Below are 16468 nucleotides of genomic sequence, written 5' to 3'. Positions count from 1 at the left end.
GGCGTCGGCTTTGAAAATGACAAGAAGCTCGAAATTGCTAGCACTATTAGTCATGATCGCTTTAATCATCACGGCATGCGGAAGTAATAGCGACAATGGCGGCAATACCGGCAATAGCGGCAGTACTGGATCAGATAATGGTTCGAGTAATAAGACGGATACCGGTAAAACCGTTACGTTGAATACATTCGTCAGCGTTTCGCCTAAAATCGAAGACATCAATACGAACGAAGTCACGAAGTATATCGAGAAGAAGCTGAATATCAAGTTCAAGTTCGATGCGACGCCAAGCGCCAACGCAGCGGACAAGAAGAAGCTGATTCTGGCGAGCGGCGATTATCCGGCGGTCTTCCTCTCGGGTGACTTCACGCAAGCAGAGCAAATCGACTACGGCAAACAAGGGATTCTAAGGCCTCTGAATGATCTGATCGACAAATACGGCGATGAAATCAAACGCGCTTTCGCGGAGGATAAGGATCTGAAGGATGCGATTACGGCGCCGGACGGCAACATTTATTCGCTTCCGCATATCAATGACTGCTTCCACTGCTGGTATTCGCAGAAGCTGTGGATTAACAAGGCATGGCTCGATAAGCTGGGGCTCAAGATGCCGACGACAACGGACGAATATTACGAGGTTTTGAAAGCGTTTAAAACGCAGGATCCGAACGGCAACGGCAAGGCTGACGAGATTCCGCTGACAGGCGCATTTAATACTTGGCATGCGATACCTTCCAATTTCTTAATGAACGGCTTTATTTATGATAATGACGAAGATTTCTTCTACTTGAAGGACGGCAAGGTGCAGCTGGCGGCTAACCAGCCGGAATGGCGCGATGGATTGACGTACATTAACAAGCTCTTCAGCGAGGGTCTAATCGACAAAGAAGCGTTCACGCAAAATATCGACCAGATGGCGCAAGTGGGCAACAAAGAGGGCGACAATATCGTAGGCAGCGTGACGGGCGGACATATCGGCATGGCATTCAGCTTGGCAGATGGACAAACTCGTCATAAGGATTATGTTACCGTTCCGCCGCTTAAAGGCCCGAACGGAGTAGCTTTTGCCGGCTACTATAAGGCATATGGCAACGGACAGTTCGCCATCACGAATAAAGCGTCGGAAGAGGAAGCCATTGCAGCGATCAAAATGGCTGATTACATGTATTCCGAAGAGCATGCCATCATGAACGAATACGGATTGGAAGGGAACTACTGGGAGAAGGCGAAGGACGGCGAGAAGGATGTTCACGGCAATCCGGCAAAATACAGCCTGAAGCCAAAATATTGGGACTCGACGGAGACGACCTTCAACGATACATGGGATCAGATGGGCATCACAAGACGGACGCGCGCGATCCGCGAGTCTTGGACGGCTCCGGCCGATATGTTCTCTCAACAAGGCTACGAGTTCCGCCTGTTCACCGAAACGGCGAATAATTATGAGAACAAGCAGCCGGAAGAAACGTTCCCGCTGACCATATTCATGGATGAGAACGACGCGAAGGAAACGATCATGCTGCGTACACAGATCAACGAGTATGTTCGCTCCAATATGGCGCAGTTCGTGACGGGCTCCAAGAAGCTGACAGACGCGGAGTGGGACAGCTATGTGAAGGGCTTCGACGGCTTGAACCTCACTCACTACTTGGATATTTACCAAAAGGCATACGACAGCAAGAAGAAATAAGACGAGTTAAGAAAAAATAAGAAGACAGCGACAGCCATGCGACAGGAGCGAGAATTTCAGCTCTTGTTACATGGCTGTTTTCATAGTCATGGCGTCAAATTAAGGTCTTCCATTCAACTGTTTGAGGGCTTCTCCGATGGTAGAATAAGTAAACGTGAACCCATTATCGAGCGCCTTGCGCGGTACAGCCCGCGACCCTTCCAACAGGAGGATCGACAGTTCGCCGAGCGCAGCTTTCAGCGGGAAGGCGGGGACAGGGAACCAGTGCGGTCTGCCTGAAGCTTTCCCGATCGCACGGCCGAACTCGTCATTCGTGACTGGCTCCGGCGCGCAGGCGTTAACGGGTCCTGTCACATTCGGGTTGTCGAGGCAGAATAGAATGAGGCGAGTCATATCGTCCTCATGAATCCAAGGAATCCACTGCTTGCCGCTCCCCATGCGACCGCCGATGCCGAGCCGATAAGGCAGCATCATCTTCGGAAAAGCGCCGCCGTGCATGCCGAGCACGAGGCCGATTCGCAGCTTCACGAGTCGATCGACCGGAATATGGTCCGCAGCTGTTTCCCACTTCTCGACGACGGAAGCGAGAAAATCATGGATGCGCGATGGACTCGATTCATCGGCTGCTGCCTCGTCAGGCGCGCTGTTGCCGTAGATGGAGATGCCCGAAGCATTCACGACGACACGAGGCTTCACGTCCACAGCCGAGACAAACTGCTCAATCGCTCTCGCTGCATCGAGTCGCGACTGCAGGATGGCGTGCTTGCCTTCTTTTGTCCATCTGCGATTGATCGACTCGCCTGCAAGGTTCACTATGGCATCGACGCCTTCAAGCTTCGCCGGATTGCTCGCAAGCTCTTGCCAGCTCAGCAGATGCAGCCCCGGCTTCGCCGTCTGCTTGTTGCTCGATCTGGAAATGATCCACACTTCATCGCCCCGCGCGAGCAGCGCCTTCACCACAAGGCTTCCGACATAGCCAGTACCGCCCGTCACTGCAACCTTCATCTTATTCTCCTCCTTGGCTCTACCCCGAATTTACCGCCATGTACAGCAAAAGCCGCCAAGCTGGCGGCTTCTATTTATTGAGCAAATGCCGATACGGCGCGTAGTCGATTTGCTCCTTCTCCAGGAACGTAATCAAGCTGCGATAGTCGCGTTTGGGCGTTGCCCGGATATAACCTTCAATACAATGGCCACGCGACACTTCAGACGCCCCGCCTTCAACGGCCACTTGCGCAATCTTCGCGGCGATTGAATGCTTCGCAATGTCGCGGAACGCGGTTGGAACCGGAGAAACCAGCTTATCGAGGAAGCTCTTCGCGTCGTCCGTCCACATGTCGCGGCTGCGTTCCACCCAATAATTCTGCCAATCGAGCTTCGACTTGCCATCGCGCATCGGGAGCACTTTAAGAAACTTGCGGAACATGAAGTAACCGCCGATGGACATAAAGCCGATCATGACAAAAGCCCAGAACATAATAAAATACATAAACCAATTCGGTGCCATAACGCCGTCTTCACCTCTGACTGCTGCAATAAAATTGCTTTCATTATAAGCCAATTCTGCCCATGCCCGCAACAAAGGAGGCAATTGTTGAACCTAGATTTATTTGAACATTCCTTGTAAAATAGGAAGGACAAGCATTTTCGATAGGATTTGATAGGATTTATTGTTTTAATGCATGTGATTTTTGCTGAAACTAGTAGAAAAGCAAAAAACACTAAAGGAGCGGACTAGTCCATGTTAAAAATCGGTTCACACGTTTCATTTTCGGATAAAGGCTTGCTGACTGCAACGAACGAGGCTGTTTCTTACGGCTCGAGCACATTTATGATTTATACAGGTGCTCCTCAGAACACGCGCCGCAAACCAATTGAAGACTTATATATTCCAGATGGCAAAATTGCTATGAGCGAGGCTAACATCGATGAGATCGTCGTTCATGCCCCATACATTATTAACCTTGGTTCGTACAAGGACGATACGTTCGAGCTCGCGGTTCGCTTCCTGCAAGAGGAAATCCGTCGCACGGACGCGATCGGCGTGCGCAATATCGTGCTTCACCCAGGCGCATACACGGACAAAGATGCCGAGTACGGCATTGCCCGTATTGCGGAAGGCTTGAATGAAGTGCTGAATGGCACGAAGGAAACGAATGTTAACATCGCCCTTGAGACGATGGCTGGCAAAGGCACGGAGATCGGCCGCAGCTTCGAAGAAATCGCTTCGATTATTGATAAAGTGAGCAACAACGAGCGTCTGACCGTATGTATGGATACATGCCATATGCACGACGCTGGCTATGATCTCGTGAATGATATCGACGGCGTTTTGAAAGAGTTTGATAGCATCGTAGGCTTGAATCGCGTAGCCGTAGTTCACGTCAATGACAGCAAAAACCCGCGCGGCGCGGCGAAAGACCGTCACGCACCGGTCGGCGCAGGCTGGATCGGCCATGATGCGATTCGCAACATCGTTCACCATGAAGCGCTCAAAGGCCGTCCATTCATTCTGGAGACGCCTTGGATCGGTCAGAACGACAAGACGCAGCGTCCGATGTACGAAGCGGAGATCGCTTTGCTTCGCGGCGATGCGCATACACGTTTCGGCGGCGAATTCTTGGAAGACGTGGAGCGTCTGCACCACTTCTTCAATAAACAAGATATCAGCCACCGCGATTATGTACTCGCCGTGTGGGATGTTCTGAAGAACGACGCGAAAGCGAAGAAGGCTGACCCTCGCGAGCCGATGGATCGCCTCTACGATCTCGTTGCAGAGCACCGCGTTCTGCCTGAGATTTCGGAAGAGGGCATCAACCAACGGATTACAGCTTGGTTTGCGGGCAAAACCTTGCTCGTTAATGCATAAGAAATAAGCGTCGGAGCGGCCAGCGTGCCGCTCCTTCAACTACCTAATTGTCGATGGAAGGAAGACTACCGATCTATGCAAAACATCATTCAGTCTGGACAAGCCGCGCAGCGTCCGGATAAACGCAATCGCGCCAGAATGCTCATCTCCTGCCCGGACCGTCCGGGTATCGTAGCAGCCGTGTCGCATTTCCTATATGAGCATGGCGCTAACATTGTACAATCCGACCAGTACTCGATGGATCCTGGCGGCGGCATGTTCTTCATCCGTTTCGAATTTGATCTGAACGATCTCGACAAGGAGCTGCCTGTGCTGCAAGAGGATTTTGCACGTGTCGCAGACCGCTTCGAGATGAAGTGGCATACGTTCCGCGCAAGCCGCAAGAAGCGTCTCGCGATCTTCGTCTCCAAAGAAGATCACTGTCTGCTCGAGCTGCTCTGGCAGTGGCAAGCAGGTGACCTCGACGCCGAGATTGCCATGGTTATCAGTAACCATGCGGACATGCAAGGGCTTGTGGAATCGTTCGGCATCCCGTTCCATCACGTGCCGGTAACGGCGGATACGAAGCCGGAAGCCGAGAAGAAGCAATTGGAAATTGTATCGGACAAAGCGGACATCATCGTCCTCGCCCGCTATATGCAAATTATTTCGCCGAAGTTCATCGAGCAGTTCCCGAACCGGATTATTAACATTCATCATTCCTTCTTGCCTGCGTTCATTGGGGGCAATCCGTATAAGCAAGCGTACAACCGCGGTGTCAAAATCATCGGCGCGACAGCGCATTATGTAACGGAAGAGCTGGACGGCGGCCCAATTATCGAGCAGGACGTACAGCGTGTAAGCCATCGTGACGATATCGACAACTTGAAGCGAATCGGCCGTACAATCGAACGCGTCGTTCTCGCGCGTGCGGTGAAATGGCATGTAGAGGACCGGATTCTAGTTCATCAGAACAAGACGGTTGTTTTCAACTAAACGAAATACATAGCGTGTCTGCCCGGAAATCTCCGGCGGGCACGCTCTTTTTTTGCCTTCGGCGGCTCCGTTGTCGAGTTTTGCTGCGTTACCGCATTAAGGATGGAAAAGCCTCATTGGTAATGGTACAATGTTTCAAAGCAAGTAGGGGCAAAACTGCCTAATTTACAGAGATATCGTTTGTTATGAAAATGATGCAAGCTTAATCGGATTTAGGAGGAGTTTACGTAATGACAGTTACACAGAAATCCATCGACCAGCTTTCCATCGACACGGTCCGTACGCTTGCGATCGACGCGATCGAGAAAGCAAATTCCGGACACCCAGGCATGCCTATGGGAGCTGCACCGATGGGGTACCAATTGTTTGCGAAAACAATGAAGCACAACCCGTCCAACCCAACATGGATCAACCGCGACCGTTTCGTTCTGTCGGCAGGTCATGGTTCCATGCTGCTGTACAGCCTGCTTCACTTGTCGGGCTACGATCTTCCAATCGAAGAATTGCAAAACTTCCGTCAATGGGGCTCCAAAACTCCGGGTCACCCGGAATTCGGCCACACAGCCGGCGTAGATGCAACGACTGGTCCGCTTGGACAAGGTATCGCAATGGCTGTTGGTATGGCAATGGCTGAAGCGCACCTCGGCGCGACTTACAATAAACAAGATTTGAACGTAATCGATCACTATACATTCGCAATTTGCGGCGACGGCGACTTGATGGAAGGCGTAGCAAGCGAAGCCGCTTCGTTGGCAGCTCACCTTAAGCTCGGCAAGCTGGTCGTGCTTTACGATTCCAATGACATCTCCCTCGACGGCGAGCTGAACCTGTCGTTCTCCGAGAACGTGCAAGGCCGCTTCGAAGCTTATGGCTGGCAAGTGCTGCGCGTTGAAGACGGCAACGACCTGAACGCGCTTGGTAAAGCGGTAGCAGCTGCGCAAGCAGATACAACCAAACCGACACTGATCGAAGTGAAAACAACGATCGGCTACGGCAGTCCGAACAAAGGCGGCAAAGGCGGTCACCAAGGTACGCACGGCAGCCCGCTCGGCGCTGAAGAAACTGTGCTGACGAAGCAATTCTACGGCTGGGAGCACGAAGCATTCACGGTTCCGGCTGAAGTACGCGCGCACTTCGCAGATGTGAAAGCAAACGGCGAGAAAGCAAACGCTGCTTGGGATGAGCTGTTCGCTTCTTACAAAGCGGCACATCCAGAGCTTGCAGCTCAATTCGAGACTGCAATCAGCGGCAACCTGCCTGAGGGCTGGGATGCAGATCTTCCTGCATATGCACCAACAGACAAAGCTTTGTCCACACGTGTTGCTTCCGGCAACGCGCTGAACGGCCTGGCGAAGAACATCCCGAACCTGATCGGCGGTTCCGCTGACCTTGAGAGCTCGACAATGACGCATCTGAAAGGCTTGCCGGTATTCAAGCCAAGCAGCTACGAAGGCCGTAATGTGTACTTCGGCGTTCGTGAATTCGCAATGGCTGCAGCAATCAACGGGATGAGCCTGCACGGCGGCGTGAAGCCATACGGTGCGACATTCTTCGTATTCACGGACTACCTGCGTCCGGCAGTTCGTCTGTCGGCTCTGATGAAGCAGCCGGTTGTTTACGTGCTGACGCATGACAGTATCGCTGTAGGCGAAGACGGCCCGACGCATGAGCCGATCGAGCAGCTTGCATCGCTGCGTATCATTCCGCAGCTAACAACGCTTCGTCCTGCAGACGGCAACGAAACTTCGGCAGCATGGGCTTATGCATTGTCGCAAGCAGATCAGCCGGTAGCGCTCGTTCTGACGCGTCAAAACCTGCCAATCCTTGATGGTTCAGCAGAGCAAGCCCGCGAAGGCATTGCAAAAGGCGCCTATGTAATCTCCGAAGCAGCAAACGGCCAGCCGCAAGCACAGCTGATCGCAACTGGTTCCGAGGTTCAGCTTGCTGTAGCTGCGCAGAAGGCACTTGCAGCAGAAGGCATCCACGTACGTGTCATCAGCATGCCAAGCTTCGACCTGTTCGAGCGTCAATCGCAAGAATACAAAAATTCCGTTATCCTGCCTGACGTCAAAGCACGCGTTGCTATCGAGATGGCTTCGCCATTCGGTTGGGAGCGTTATGTCGGCGACCAAGGTACTGTTATCGGTATCAGCACGTTCGGCGCCTCGGCAAAAGGCGACCGCGTCATTGCAGAATACGGCTTCACTGTAGAGAACGTTGTAAGCAAAGTTAAAGGCCTGCTGTAAGAGAAGCGCGGGCACAGCGCCCGGAACCTGTTTCTTCGGTTAACATGCGGGGCTCTAAGCCCCGCTTTTTTTCCACCTATACTTACTTAAGGAGCGAATAACGAATGTCCCAATACGCGAACGTAACCGTAGTCAAGAAAGCAAACGTTTATTTCGATGGTAAGGTAACTAGCCGCACAGTGCTGTTCGAGGATGGAACGAAGAAAACACTCGGCATCATGATGCCGGGTGAATATGAATTCGGTACAGATGTGAAAGAAATTATGGAGATTCTTGCAGGGGATCTGAAAGTGCTGCTGCCAGGCGATTCCGAGTGGATCAGCATTTCCGGCGAAGGCGAATTCACGGTTCCGGCGAACGCGAAGTTCAAGCTTCAAGTGGCGACTGTAACTGATTACGCTTGCTCTTATATTCAAGAATAATTCATATGCGTTAATTAAAAAAACTCCCCTATGAGAAACGGGCTTGTAAGAAGCCAGATCTCAACAAGGGGAGTTTCTTTTGTATGACGGAGATGCCGGGAAGGATAGATCAATTGGAGTTGGAGCTCGATCACGTTGCAGGGTGAAACGACTAACTAGCTTGCTAGGACTGCACCTCACGTGTGATGGATATTTCCACTATAGAACTCCATTTTCGGGCGAAATAGCAATCTATAATGGATTTTTCCACTCATTCCCTCTGGGAATTCCCCATTTCGGCACTTTTTCCGAAAAACGAGTGGATTTATCCAACATAGCCTTGGATGCCAGGAAGATGAAGGGTAAATTGGCAGGAAGGATGAATCAAGGGGCACTCGAGCACGATTTGTCTCTGTAAGTTCTCGCTCAAATAAAAGAAACCCAACGCTTCAAAACGTTGGGTCTCTCTATAACGAGCTGCTGGTTAGTCTGCAGTAATCCGTTGCTTATTAATATAAGCTTCCAGCTGCAGTCGTTGGTACGGTGCGAGCCCTGCAAGCAGACAGCCGTAACGGAAACGGCTTGCCGTCGTCTCGATGCGGATAATGCGTCCGATCATCGGAGGCAGCTCGGAATCCTGCGGGAAGTGGATAACGACGAACATATCGAGCTCAAGCGGAGTCGTCGTCGACAGCTGCAAGCCATTATCGGAAATGTCGCAAAGCGTGCTGTCGATGAGCTGGCCGGAGAATGCGCCTTCCTGCTCCCATTGATAAACGGAAAGCTTTAAAGGCACGTTCAGCGTCAAACGCTCGCTGCGTCTGCGATTCTGGCTAGAATCTTCTGAAGCAGTAGTCGCCTGCTCTTCCGCCATCTGAGACGCTGCCGCAACGGTATCTTCTGCGCTGCTGTGGTTCGTAATCCGTTTATTAATCCACTGCTCATAGTTATGCGCGAGTGAAGAGAGATCAAGATCGGCGAGGCCCATCGCATCGCCCATCTGGTACAGGCTCTTCACCGTTTCGAGAATTGGTGTCGGTGTCTTCAGCTCATCCGAAAGCGTGGATGCAAGGCGCAAGTCTTTCAACATCAGGCCGAGAGAGAACTGTACGCTGAAGTCGCGGTCAAGCAGCTTTGGCGCTTTCAGAATCGCCATTTTGCTTGATGCGCCTCCGGCCTGAACAAGCTCCAGGAAGTTCTTCGCATCGATATCGCCGCTTGCAGCGATTGCCATGCCTTCGAGCAGCGCAGCTACGTTAGCGCCGACGATCGTATTGTGCGCCAGCTTCGCGATCGAACCGTTGCCGCCGGGACCCATCGGAATGACTTTGCTGCCCATTGTCATGAGCACGTCTTGTACTTTATGAATGACCTCGATGTCACCGCCGACCATGAACACTAGCGTGCCGCTCTCTGCAGCGGGCTTGCTGCCCGTAACAGGCGCATCAAGGAAATCGCCGAACTTAGCCGAAATATCACGGTGCAGCTGACGAGCAAGGGTTGGTGAAATCGTGCTGCTGTCGATCACGATCGAGCCTGGCATCATGGAGCCAAGCAAGCCGTTCTCGCCATAGTACACTTCACGAATCGAATCGTCGTTGCTGATCATTGTGATGATAAGGTCTGAGTTGCGCGCAACGTCTGCAGGTGAGGACGCCGTGTCCGCACCAAGCTCGATGAGCTTGTCCGCTTTGCCAGGTGTACGGTTATATACCGTAACAGAGTAGCCTTTGCGAATGAGGTTGGCTGCCATTGGCTCGCCCATTACGCCAAGACCGATAAAGCCGATTTTGAACATCAAATTCATCTCCTTGGAACGGGATTTTAGCTGTTTTCATTTTATCACAAAATAGAGGCAAGAAGCATCAGTGCAATCGTAATCCCTTGTGTTTAGCTGGCAAATCCTTTATCCTAGTGCTAATGAAAAAGGAGGTTTTACGCGGAATGAGTAAAGCGGTTCAGTTTGACTACAGCAAAGCACTGTCTTTTATCGGCCAGCATGAAATTGACAATTTGGCGGCGCAGGTGCGGTCCGCACATGATCAGCTCCACAATGGAACAGGCGCAGGCTCGGACTATCTCGGTTGGATTGATCTTCCGAATAGCTACGATAAAGAGGAATTTTCCCGCATTCAGAAAGCAGCTGCGAAGATCCAATCGGACTCCGAGGTGCTTGTCGTAATCGGCATCGGCGGCTCCTACCTGGGCGCTCGCGCGGCAATCGAGATGCTGTCGCATTCTTTCTATAACTTGCTTCCGAACGGTCAGCGCAAGACGCCTCAAGTGCTCTTCGCGGGCAACAACATCAGTTCTACATATGTAACACATTTGCTTCAATTGCTCGAAGGCCGCGACTGGTCGATCAACGTGATCTCGAAATCCGGTACAACGACAGAGCCGGCAATCGCGTTCCGCGTATTCCGGGCAGCGCTTGAAGCGAAGTACGGCAAGGCTGAAGCGCGCAAACGGATCTACGCAACAACTGACCGTGAGAAAGGCGCACTGAAGAAGCTTGCTACTGAGGAAGGCTACGAGTCGTTCATTATTCCGGACGATGTAGGCGGCCGTTACTCCGTGCTGACAGCGGTTGGCCTATTGCCAATTGCAGCAGCTGGCATCAACATCGAAGAGATGATGAAAGGTGCAGCTGATGCATCGCAGGATTACAGCAGCCCTGAGCTGTCCGAGAACGAAGCTTACCAATACGCTGCAGCGCGTAACGCTCTGTATCGCAAAGGCAAAGTAACGGAAATTCTCGTTAACTACGAGCCTGCGCTTCACTTCGTATCGGAATGGTGGAAGCAGCTGTACGGCGAGAGCGAAGGCAAGGACTTCAAAGGTATTTTCCCGGCAGCTGTCGACTTCTCGACGGACCTGCACTCCATGGGTCAATTCATTCAAGAGGGTAACCGTAACATCTTCGAAACGGTCATCCAAGTGAAGAACGTCGCTGAGCAAATTACGATCGAGCACGACGAGAACGATTTGGACGGGCTGAACTTCCTGACGGGCAAGACGATGGACTTCGTGAACAAGAAGGCATTCGAAGGTACGCTGCTTGCGCACACGGACGGCCAAGTGCCTAACTTTGTCGTGAACATTGCAGACATGACGCCATACACATTCGGCTACCTCGTGTACTTCTTCGAAATCGCATGCGGCATCAGCGGCTACCTGCTTGGCGTGAATCCATTCGACCAACCAGGCGTTGAAGCTTACAAGAAGAACATGTTCGCGCTGCTTGGCAAGCCGGGCTACGAGAAAGAGAAGGCTGAGCTGGAAGCTCGGTTGTAATCTGCGGCCATGCTAGCCAGATACAAGACGCTGCGCCAGCAGGCGAGCGGCGAAATCATCATTAAGAAATCCCGATTTATCGGCTATGGCAAGCCCGTCACGTCGGAAGCGGAAGCGATCGTTTTCATTGAAGAGCTGAAGAAGCAGCACTGGAATGCGAATCACAACTGCTCCGCATACGTGATTGGCGAAAGGGACGAGATCCAGAAGGCGTCGGACGACGGCGAGCCAAGCGGCACCGCGGGCAAGCCGATTCTCGAAGTGATCAAGCATCATGGCCTGAAAAATATCGTCATCGTCGTGACCCGTTATTTTGGCGGGATTATGCTCGGTGCCGGTGGTCTTATTCGTGCGTACACGGACGGAGCGGTTGCTGCGATTGAAGCGGCGGAAGCGATCGCGTACGTGCTGCATCGCGAGGTCATTGTCGATGTGGACTACACGTGGTACGGCAAGCTCGAGAACGAGTTCCATGCCCGCAGCGTCCGGATCGGCGGGACGGACTTCGCGGATCGTGTCATCATCACTTGCCTGCCTGAAGCGGCGGATGCCGAGCGATTCAGCGCTTGGATAACCGACGTGACCCAAGGTCAGGCCAAGCTGACGATTGGCGAGGACAAATACTATATCGAGGGCGAGTAGCCCTTATATGCAGAAACTCTCTGGCGCTCTGGCGCCGGGGAGTTTTTTTATTGACTAGACGCGCTCCTGTCTGCTAAAGTTAATACCAAGTAGTTTGATGGGAATTAATTTGTCTTATAAATATCGTAAAAGCACCCGCGATTCCTCATGGAAAGCGTCAGGAGGTAAGTCAGCTTGAACATCATAATGCGCAGCCGCTTGTGGACCTTCGGTTTCCGAAGTACGATAATGCTCTATTTCGTGGTCTTGATTGTACTGCCGATTATTGGGATTTACTCGCAATCGCTTCACCTAGGTTGGACGCCATTCTGGGACAGCATTACCGACCCGCTGGCATGGAAAGCGGTCCTGCTCACGATTAAATTATCTGTCATTGCCGCACTTATTAACGTTGTACTTGGAACGATGATTGGCTGGGTGCTTATTCGCTACCGGTTCCCCGGACGCCGCATCTTGAACAGCCTTGTCGATTTGCCTTTTGCGCTGCCGACCGCAGTCGGCGGGTTGATGATATTGCTATTGCTTGGACCGAACAGCTTCGTTGGCAATCTGGCGGATCAGCTCGGGTTTCAAATTGTGTTCCATGAACCGGCGATTATTGTAGCGATGGTGTTCGTCACGTTCCCGTTCGTTATCCGCGGCGTGCAGCCGCTGCTCGAAGAGCTGGATAAGTCGGAAGAAGAGGCGTCCTATACGCTTGGCGCTTCGCGGGCAAGAACGTTCTTTCAAGTCATTTTTCCATCGATGCTGCCTGGTATTATTAGCGGCGCGATGCTTGCTTTCTCCCGTGCGCTTGCCGAGTTCGGCGCAGTCGTGCTCGTGGCGGGCAACATTCCGGGCAAAACGCTGATCGCCTCGGTTTATATTTTCGGAGAGATTGAAAGCGATAATGCGCAAGGAGCAGCGGCTGTCTCCGTCCTGCTATTGACACTGTCCTTCCTCATTCTAGGCGCAGTCAACCTCGTGCAGTCGAGGAGGCTTGGCAAATGAGAAGACTTTGGATCACACTCACTTATGCGGTTTTCCTCGTGCTGCTGATCGCTCCGCTCGTGAAGATTTTTACCGGCTCGTGGGGAGATGGCTGGAGCGGCTTTGCCGATGCGCTGACCCGTCCGGAATCGCTGCATGCACTTATGATGACTGGCATAATCGTCGTTGTTGTTACGCTGCTCAATACGCTGTTTGGCGTTATGTTAGCGCTCTATCTCGTTCGCGGAACTTGGCTTGGCAATCGACTTAAAGCATTCATGAACAGCATCGTCGACCTGCCGTTCGCGGTATCGCCTGTTATCGGCGGTTTGATGATCGTACTTATTCTTGGACCTAGCTCAGCACTGGGAACGTTTTTCGAAGAAATCGGATTTAAAGTTGTTTATGCACTGCCTGGGATGATTCTTGCGACGTTGTTCGTTACGTTCCCCCTTATGGTGCGCGAAGTAATGCCCGTTCTGCAGGAGATTGGTGCTCAGCAGGAGGAGGCGGCTTCGACGCTCGGCGCGTATTCGTGGTATACCTTCTGGAAGGTGACTTGGCCTTCCATCCGCTGGGGCGTTATCTACGGCGTCGTGCTTACGGTTGCGAGATCGCTTGGGGAGTTCGGGGCAGTACTCGTCGTTTCAGGCAATATTATGAATAAGACGCAGACGGCGACGACGCTCGTCTATCAGGATGTAGAGAATTTCAATGTATCGGCGGCGAGCAGCGTGGCGCTCGTGCTAGCGGCTTTCTCCGTCGGACTGCTGCTGCTTATGGAATGGGCCAAGAAGAGAAAGGAAGTGCATTAAGCGATGCATATCGAGGTGCGCGGTTTAAATAAACAGTTTGGTGACTTTCAAGCGGTAAACGATGTCAACTTCGACATTGCCAAAGGTCAATTGATCGGCCTGCTTGGGCCAAGCGGCGGCGGCAAAACGTCGATTCTCCGTATGCTGGCGGGACTTGAGACACCGACTTCCGGCGATATCATATTCCATGGCAAAAGAGTAAACGATCTGCCTCCGCAGGAGCGCGGAATCGGATTCGTATTCCAGAACTATGCACTGTTCAAACATATGACCGTTTACGATAACGTGGCTTTCGGGCTGAAGGTGAAGAAAGCGGCGAAGGATGTTATCCGCGAGCGCGTTATGTCGCTGCTGGAGCTGACAGGGCTGAAAGGCTTCGAGCATCGTTATCCGCACCAGTTGTCTGGCGGTCAGCGGCAGCGGGTTGCTTTTGCAAGGGCGCTTGCGCCTCAGCCGCAGCTGCTGCTGCTGGATGAGCCATTTGCCGCGATTGATGCGAAGATTCGTACGGAGCTGCGCACGTGGTTGAAAGAGATGATCGAGCGGCTTGGCATTACGTCGATCTTCGTTACGCATGACCAGGACGAAGCGATTGAAGTGGCAGATGAGATTATGATTATTAATAAAGGGCGCCTGGAGCAAAAGGGTACGCCCTGGGATATTTATAAAAGCCCGCAAACGCAGTTCGTGGCGAGCTTCATCGGCGAATCGACGATTGTGGATCAAGTGGAGCTGCTGAAGGGCTTCGAAGAAGCGGCGAGCTGGCCGGGCACCAAAGCACTTATTCGTCCGGAATATATTGAGATTGGCAAGCGCAATGAGTTCCGCCTCCCATCGGCGACGGTGCCGGGGATCGTAAAACATCTGCATTTCCGCGGAAGCGAATGGATGGTTGAAGTGATGGTCGGCGACATAAAGCTCATTACGTACCGTTCGCTGGAGAAGGACGTTCTGCAGCCGGGCCAAGAGATCAGCGTCCTTATCCACCGTGCATATCTCTTTAATGACAATGACACTTGGATTATGGAGAACAAGCTGAAGGAAGACCCGATGCCAATGCATATCTAACTAGGAAAGCGTTGTGTACACGATGAAACCTACCCTAACAAAAGGATGGCGCACGGCGGGACTGGCGCTAATCGCATTCGGGATGCTGCTTATGGCCGCTTGCGGGAATAGCGGTAATGCTCAGCCGGCAAACGGCAGTGATTCCGGTACTGCTTCTGGCGCTGCTGCTGGGAAGAAGGGCGATGTCACGCTTGTCATCGGCGCATATTCGGTGGCGAGAGATGCGTTCAGCAAGCTGCTGCCTGAGTTCGCGAAGGAATGGAAGGCGAAGACGGGGCAGACCGTCACATTCCAGGAATCGTATGAAGCGTCAGGCACGCAGGCGCGCGCTATTGCCGGCGGCTTCGAAGCGGATATTGCCGTTCTCGCGATGGAGAGCGATATTGATAAAATTGCAAAAGCGGGATTTATTACGAGCGATTGGCGATCTGCCCCATATGGCGGCATGATTACGCGCTCGATCGCCGTGATGGGCACGCGCAAGGGCAATCCGAAGGGCATTCACGACTGGGAGGATTTGACCCGCAAAGGCGTGAAGGTGCTCTACCCGAACCCGAAGACATCGGGAGGGGCGCAATGGGACATTAATGCGATGTACGGCGCAGGGCTGAAGGAGTCCGAGGCGAAGACGGGGGTTAAGGACCCGGCGTATGCGAAGGATTTTCTGAAGCGGATCCACAAGAACGTGGAGTCGCTGGACAAAAGCGGCCGTGCTTCGATGGCGGCCTTCGAATACGGCTTCGGCGATGTCATCGTGACGTACGAGAACGAGCTGCTTGGCCGGATCAAGAGCGGCGTTGCGTACGATATCGTCGTGCCGAAGTCGACGATTCTCATCGAGAATCCGGCGGCGATTGTCGATAAGAACGTCGACAAGCACGGCACGCGCGAGGTAGCTGAGGCGTTCCTGGCGTACATGTTCACGCCGGAAGCGCAGCAAATCTTCGCCGATTACGGTTTCCGTCCGGTCGATCCTGCTGTGATGGAGAAGGTGAAGGATAAGTACGAGGTTCCTGAGGATCTGTTCGATATCAGCTACTTAGGCGGATGGGATGAAGTGCGCAAGACACTCTACTCGCCGAAGGGCGTATGGTACCAGGTGCTTGCGGGGTTATAGGTTGAAGGTTGTTGATTGGCAGTTGGCAATTGGCAGAGCAGGGGGATCCTGCTCTGCTTTTTGTGCGCTTGGCAGCGCAATCGACTAAGGAGTGAAAGTCTCTAGCACACCGCGAGGTGGCGGAAGTGCATAGCTGACGCATAGTGCTTTGTCCGCGAGGAGAGGTGCGGAGGATGCGAAGGCAAAACCCGGAACAGGCGGCATACCAAGTTGGCTGACAGAGCCGGATAACCCTGCAAAAGAAGGGGAGGTCCAATACCACCAGTGGCTCTGGAAGTTAGGAGGACTGGTTTCGGGGGAAAGTCGGTTGACGTGACCCAAGGAGATCTCATCGTCTCCGCTAAGAAGCGGTAACCCTTGTTCGAAACCGTGACGGTTAAGG

General features: G+C 52.7%; 14 protein-coding genes. 11 read left to right on the top strand and 3 right to left on the bottom strand.

The features are described from left to right. Positions 1-16 precede the first annotated feature (16 nt). A complete protein-coding gene (locus tag A8990_RS26130; protein WP_116192009.1) occupies positions 17-1690 on the top strand; it encodes an ABC transporter substrate-binding protein in 1674 nt (557 codons plus the stop codon). 99 nt (positions 1691-1789) lie between these two features. Here the strand turns inward: A8990_RS26130 and A8990_RS26125 are convergent, their stop codons facing one another. Continuing rightward, the gene (locus A8990_RS26125) at positions 1790-2695 is read right to left on the bottom strand and encodes a TIGR01777 family oxidoreductase (protein ID WP_116191977.1); all 906 of its coding nucleotides are present in this window, start codon (positions 2693-2695) and stop codon (positions 1790-1792) included. A gap of 70 nt (positions 2696-2765) precedes the next feature. Beyond that, positions 2766-3197: a DUF2621 family protein gene (locus tag A8990_RS26120; protein ID WP_116192008.1), complete on the bottom strand. Its 432-nt coding sequence runs from the start codon at positions 3195-3197 to the stop codon at positions 2766-2768. 234 nt (positions 3198-3431) lie between these two features. Between A8990_RS26120 and A8990_RS26115 the strand changes: the two genes are divergently transcribed. The 4 genes from A8990_RS26115 to ppnP all read left to right on the top strand — a co-directional run bounded on the left by A8990_RS26115 (position 3432) and on the right by ppnP (position 8202). Further along, positions 3432-4559, top strand: coding sequence for a deoxyribonuclease IV (locus A8990_RS26115; RefSeq protein ID WP_116191976.1), 1128 nt, complete (start codon positions 3432-3434; stop codon positions 4557-4559). Positions 4560-4634: 75 nt separating this feature from the next. Further along, the gene (gene purU, locus A8990_RS26110) at positions 4635-5534 is read left to right on the top strand and encodes a formyltetrahydrofolate deformylase (RefSeq protein ID WP_116191975.1); all 900 of its coding nucleotides are present in this window, start codon (positions 4635-4637) and stop codon (positions 5532-5534) included. 230 nt (positions 5535-5764) lie between these two features. Beyond that, complete coding sequence (tkt, locus tag A8990_RS26105) at positions 5765-7780, top strand: transketolase (protein WP_116191974.1); 2016 nt, start codon at positions 5765-5767, stop codon at positions 7778-7780. A 104-nt stretch (positions 7781-7884) separates the two neighbouring features. Then, a complete protein-coding gene (gene ppnP / locus A8990_RS26100; RefSeq protein WP_116191973.1) occupies positions 7885-8202 on the top strand; it encodes a pyrimidine/purine nucleoside phosphorylase in 318 nt (105 codons plus the stop codon). Positions 8203-8665: 463 nt separating this feature from the next. On the opposite strand, the gene A8990_RS26095 is transcribed toward ppnP, so the two are convergent. Further along, positions 8666-9979 carry an NAD(P)-binding domain-containing protein gene (locus tag A8990_RS26095; protein WP_116191972.1) on the bottom strand — a complete coding sequence of 438 codons (1314 nt, stop codon included), beginning with the start codon at positions 9977-9979 and terminating at the stop codon, positions 8666-8668. 146 nt (positions 9980-10125) lie between these two features. Between A8990_RS26095 and A8990_RS26090 the strand changes: the two genes are divergently transcribed. From A8990_RS26090 to A8990_RS26065, 6 genes are all read left to right on the top strand, one after another. Further along, positions 10126-11475, top strand: a complete 1350-nt coding sequence (locus A8990_RS26090; protein ID WP_116191971.1) for a glucose-6-phosphate isomerase — start codon at positions 10126-10128, stop codon at positions 11473-11475. 9 nt (positions 11476-11484) lie between these two features. After that, on the top strand, positions 11485-12117 hold the full coding sequence (locus A8990_RS26085) for a YigZ family protein (RefSeq protein WP_116191970.1): 633 nt from the start codon (positions 11485-11487) through the stop codon (positions 12115-12117). 186 nt (positions 12118-12303) lie between these two features. Beyond that, a complete protein-coding gene (gene cysT, locus A8990_RS26080; RefSeq protein WP_425463932.1) occupies positions 12304-13107 on the top strand; it encodes a sulfate ABC transporter permease subunit CysT in 804 nt (267 codons plus the stop codon). After that, positions 13104-13901, top strand: coding sequence for a sulfate ABC transporter permease subunit (locus A8990_RS26075; protein ID WP_116191968.1), 798 nt, complete (start codon positions 13104-13106; stop codon positions 13899-13901). The genes cysT and A8990_RS26075 overlap by 4 nt, the downstream gene beginning before the upstream one ends. A 3-nt stretch (positions 13902-13904) precedes the next feature. Next, positions 13905-14969, top strand: a complete 1065-nt coding sequence (locus A8990_RS26070; RefSeq protein WP_116191967.1) for a sulfate/molybdate ABC transporter ATP-binding protein — start codon at positions 13905-13907, stop codon at positions 14967-14969. A gap of 22 nt (positions 14970-14991) precedes the next feature. Then, complete coding sequence (locus A8990_RS26065; RefSeq protein WP_116191966.1) at positions 14992-16086, top strand: sulfate ABC transporter substrate-binding protein; 1095 nt, start codon at positions 14992-14994, stop codon at positions 16084-16086. The last annotated feature ends 382 nt before the right edge of the window (positions 16087-16468 follow it).

Source organism: Paenibacillus taihuensis (assembly GCF_003386535.1).
In the GTDB taxonomy this organism is placed as follows: domain Bacteria; phylum Bacillota; class Bacilli; order Paenibacillales; family Paenibacillaceae; genus Paenibacillus_Z; species Paenibacillus_Z taihuensis.
This window is presented reverse-complemented; position numbering and strand designations above follow the sequence as displayed.

Bases quoted from the DNA above. Each gene is read 5' to 3' on its own strand.
- A8990_RS26130 (WP_116192009.1), top strand. From the start codon at position 17: ATGACAAGAAGCTCGAAATTGCTAGCACTATTAGTCATGATCGCTTTA.
- A8990_RS26125 (WP_116191977.1), bottom strand. From the start codon at position 2,695: ATGAAGGTTGCAGTGACGGGCGGTACTGGCTATGTCGGAAGCCTTGTG.
- A8990_RS26120 (WP_116192008.1), bottom strand. From the start codon at position 3,197: ATGGCACCGAATTGGTTTATGTATTTTATTATGTTCTGGGCTTTTGTC.
- A8990_RS26115 (WP_116191976.1), top strand. From the start codon at position 3,432: ATGTTAAAAATCGGTTCACACGTTTCATTTTCGGATAAAGGCTTGCTG.
- purU (WP_116191975.1), top strand. From the start codon at position 4,635: ATGCAAAACATCATTCAGTCTGGACAAGCCGCGCAGCGTCCGGATAAA.
- tkt (WP_116191974.1), top strand. From the start codon at position 5,765: ATGACAGTTACACAGAAATCCATCGACCAGCTTTCCATCGACACGGTC.
- ppnP (WP_116191973.1), top strand. From the start codon at position 7,885: ATGTCCCAATACGCGAACGTAACCGTAGTCAAGAAAGCAAACGTTTAT.
- A8990_RS26095 (WP_116191972.1), bottom strand. From the start codon at position 9,979: ATGTTCAAAATCGGCTTTATCGGTCTTGGCGTAATGGGCGAGCCAATG.
- A8990_RS26090 (WP_116191971.1), top strand. From the start codon at position 10,126: ATGAGTAAAGCGGTTCAGTTTGACTACAGCAAAGCACTGTCTTTTATC.
- A8990_RS26085 (WP_116191970.1), top strand. From the start codon at position 11,485: ATGCTAGCCAGATACAAGACGCTGCGCCAGCAGGCGAGCGGCGAAATC.
- cysT (WP_425463932.1), top strand. From the start codon at position 12,304: ATGCGCAGCCGCTTGTGGACCTTCGGTTTCCGAAGTACGATAATGCTC.
- A8990_RS26075 (WP_116191968.1), top strand. From the start codon at position 13,104: ATGAGAAGACTTTGGATCACACTCACTTATGCGGTTTTCCTCGTGCTG.
- A8990_RS26070 (WP_116191967.1), top strand. From the start codon at position 13,905: ATGCATATCGAGGTGCGCGGTTTAAATAAACAGTTTGGTGACTTTCAA.
- A8990_RS26065 (WP_116191966.1), top strand. From the start codon at position 14,992: ATGAAACCTACCCTAACAAAAGGATGGCGCACGGCGGGACTGGCGCTA.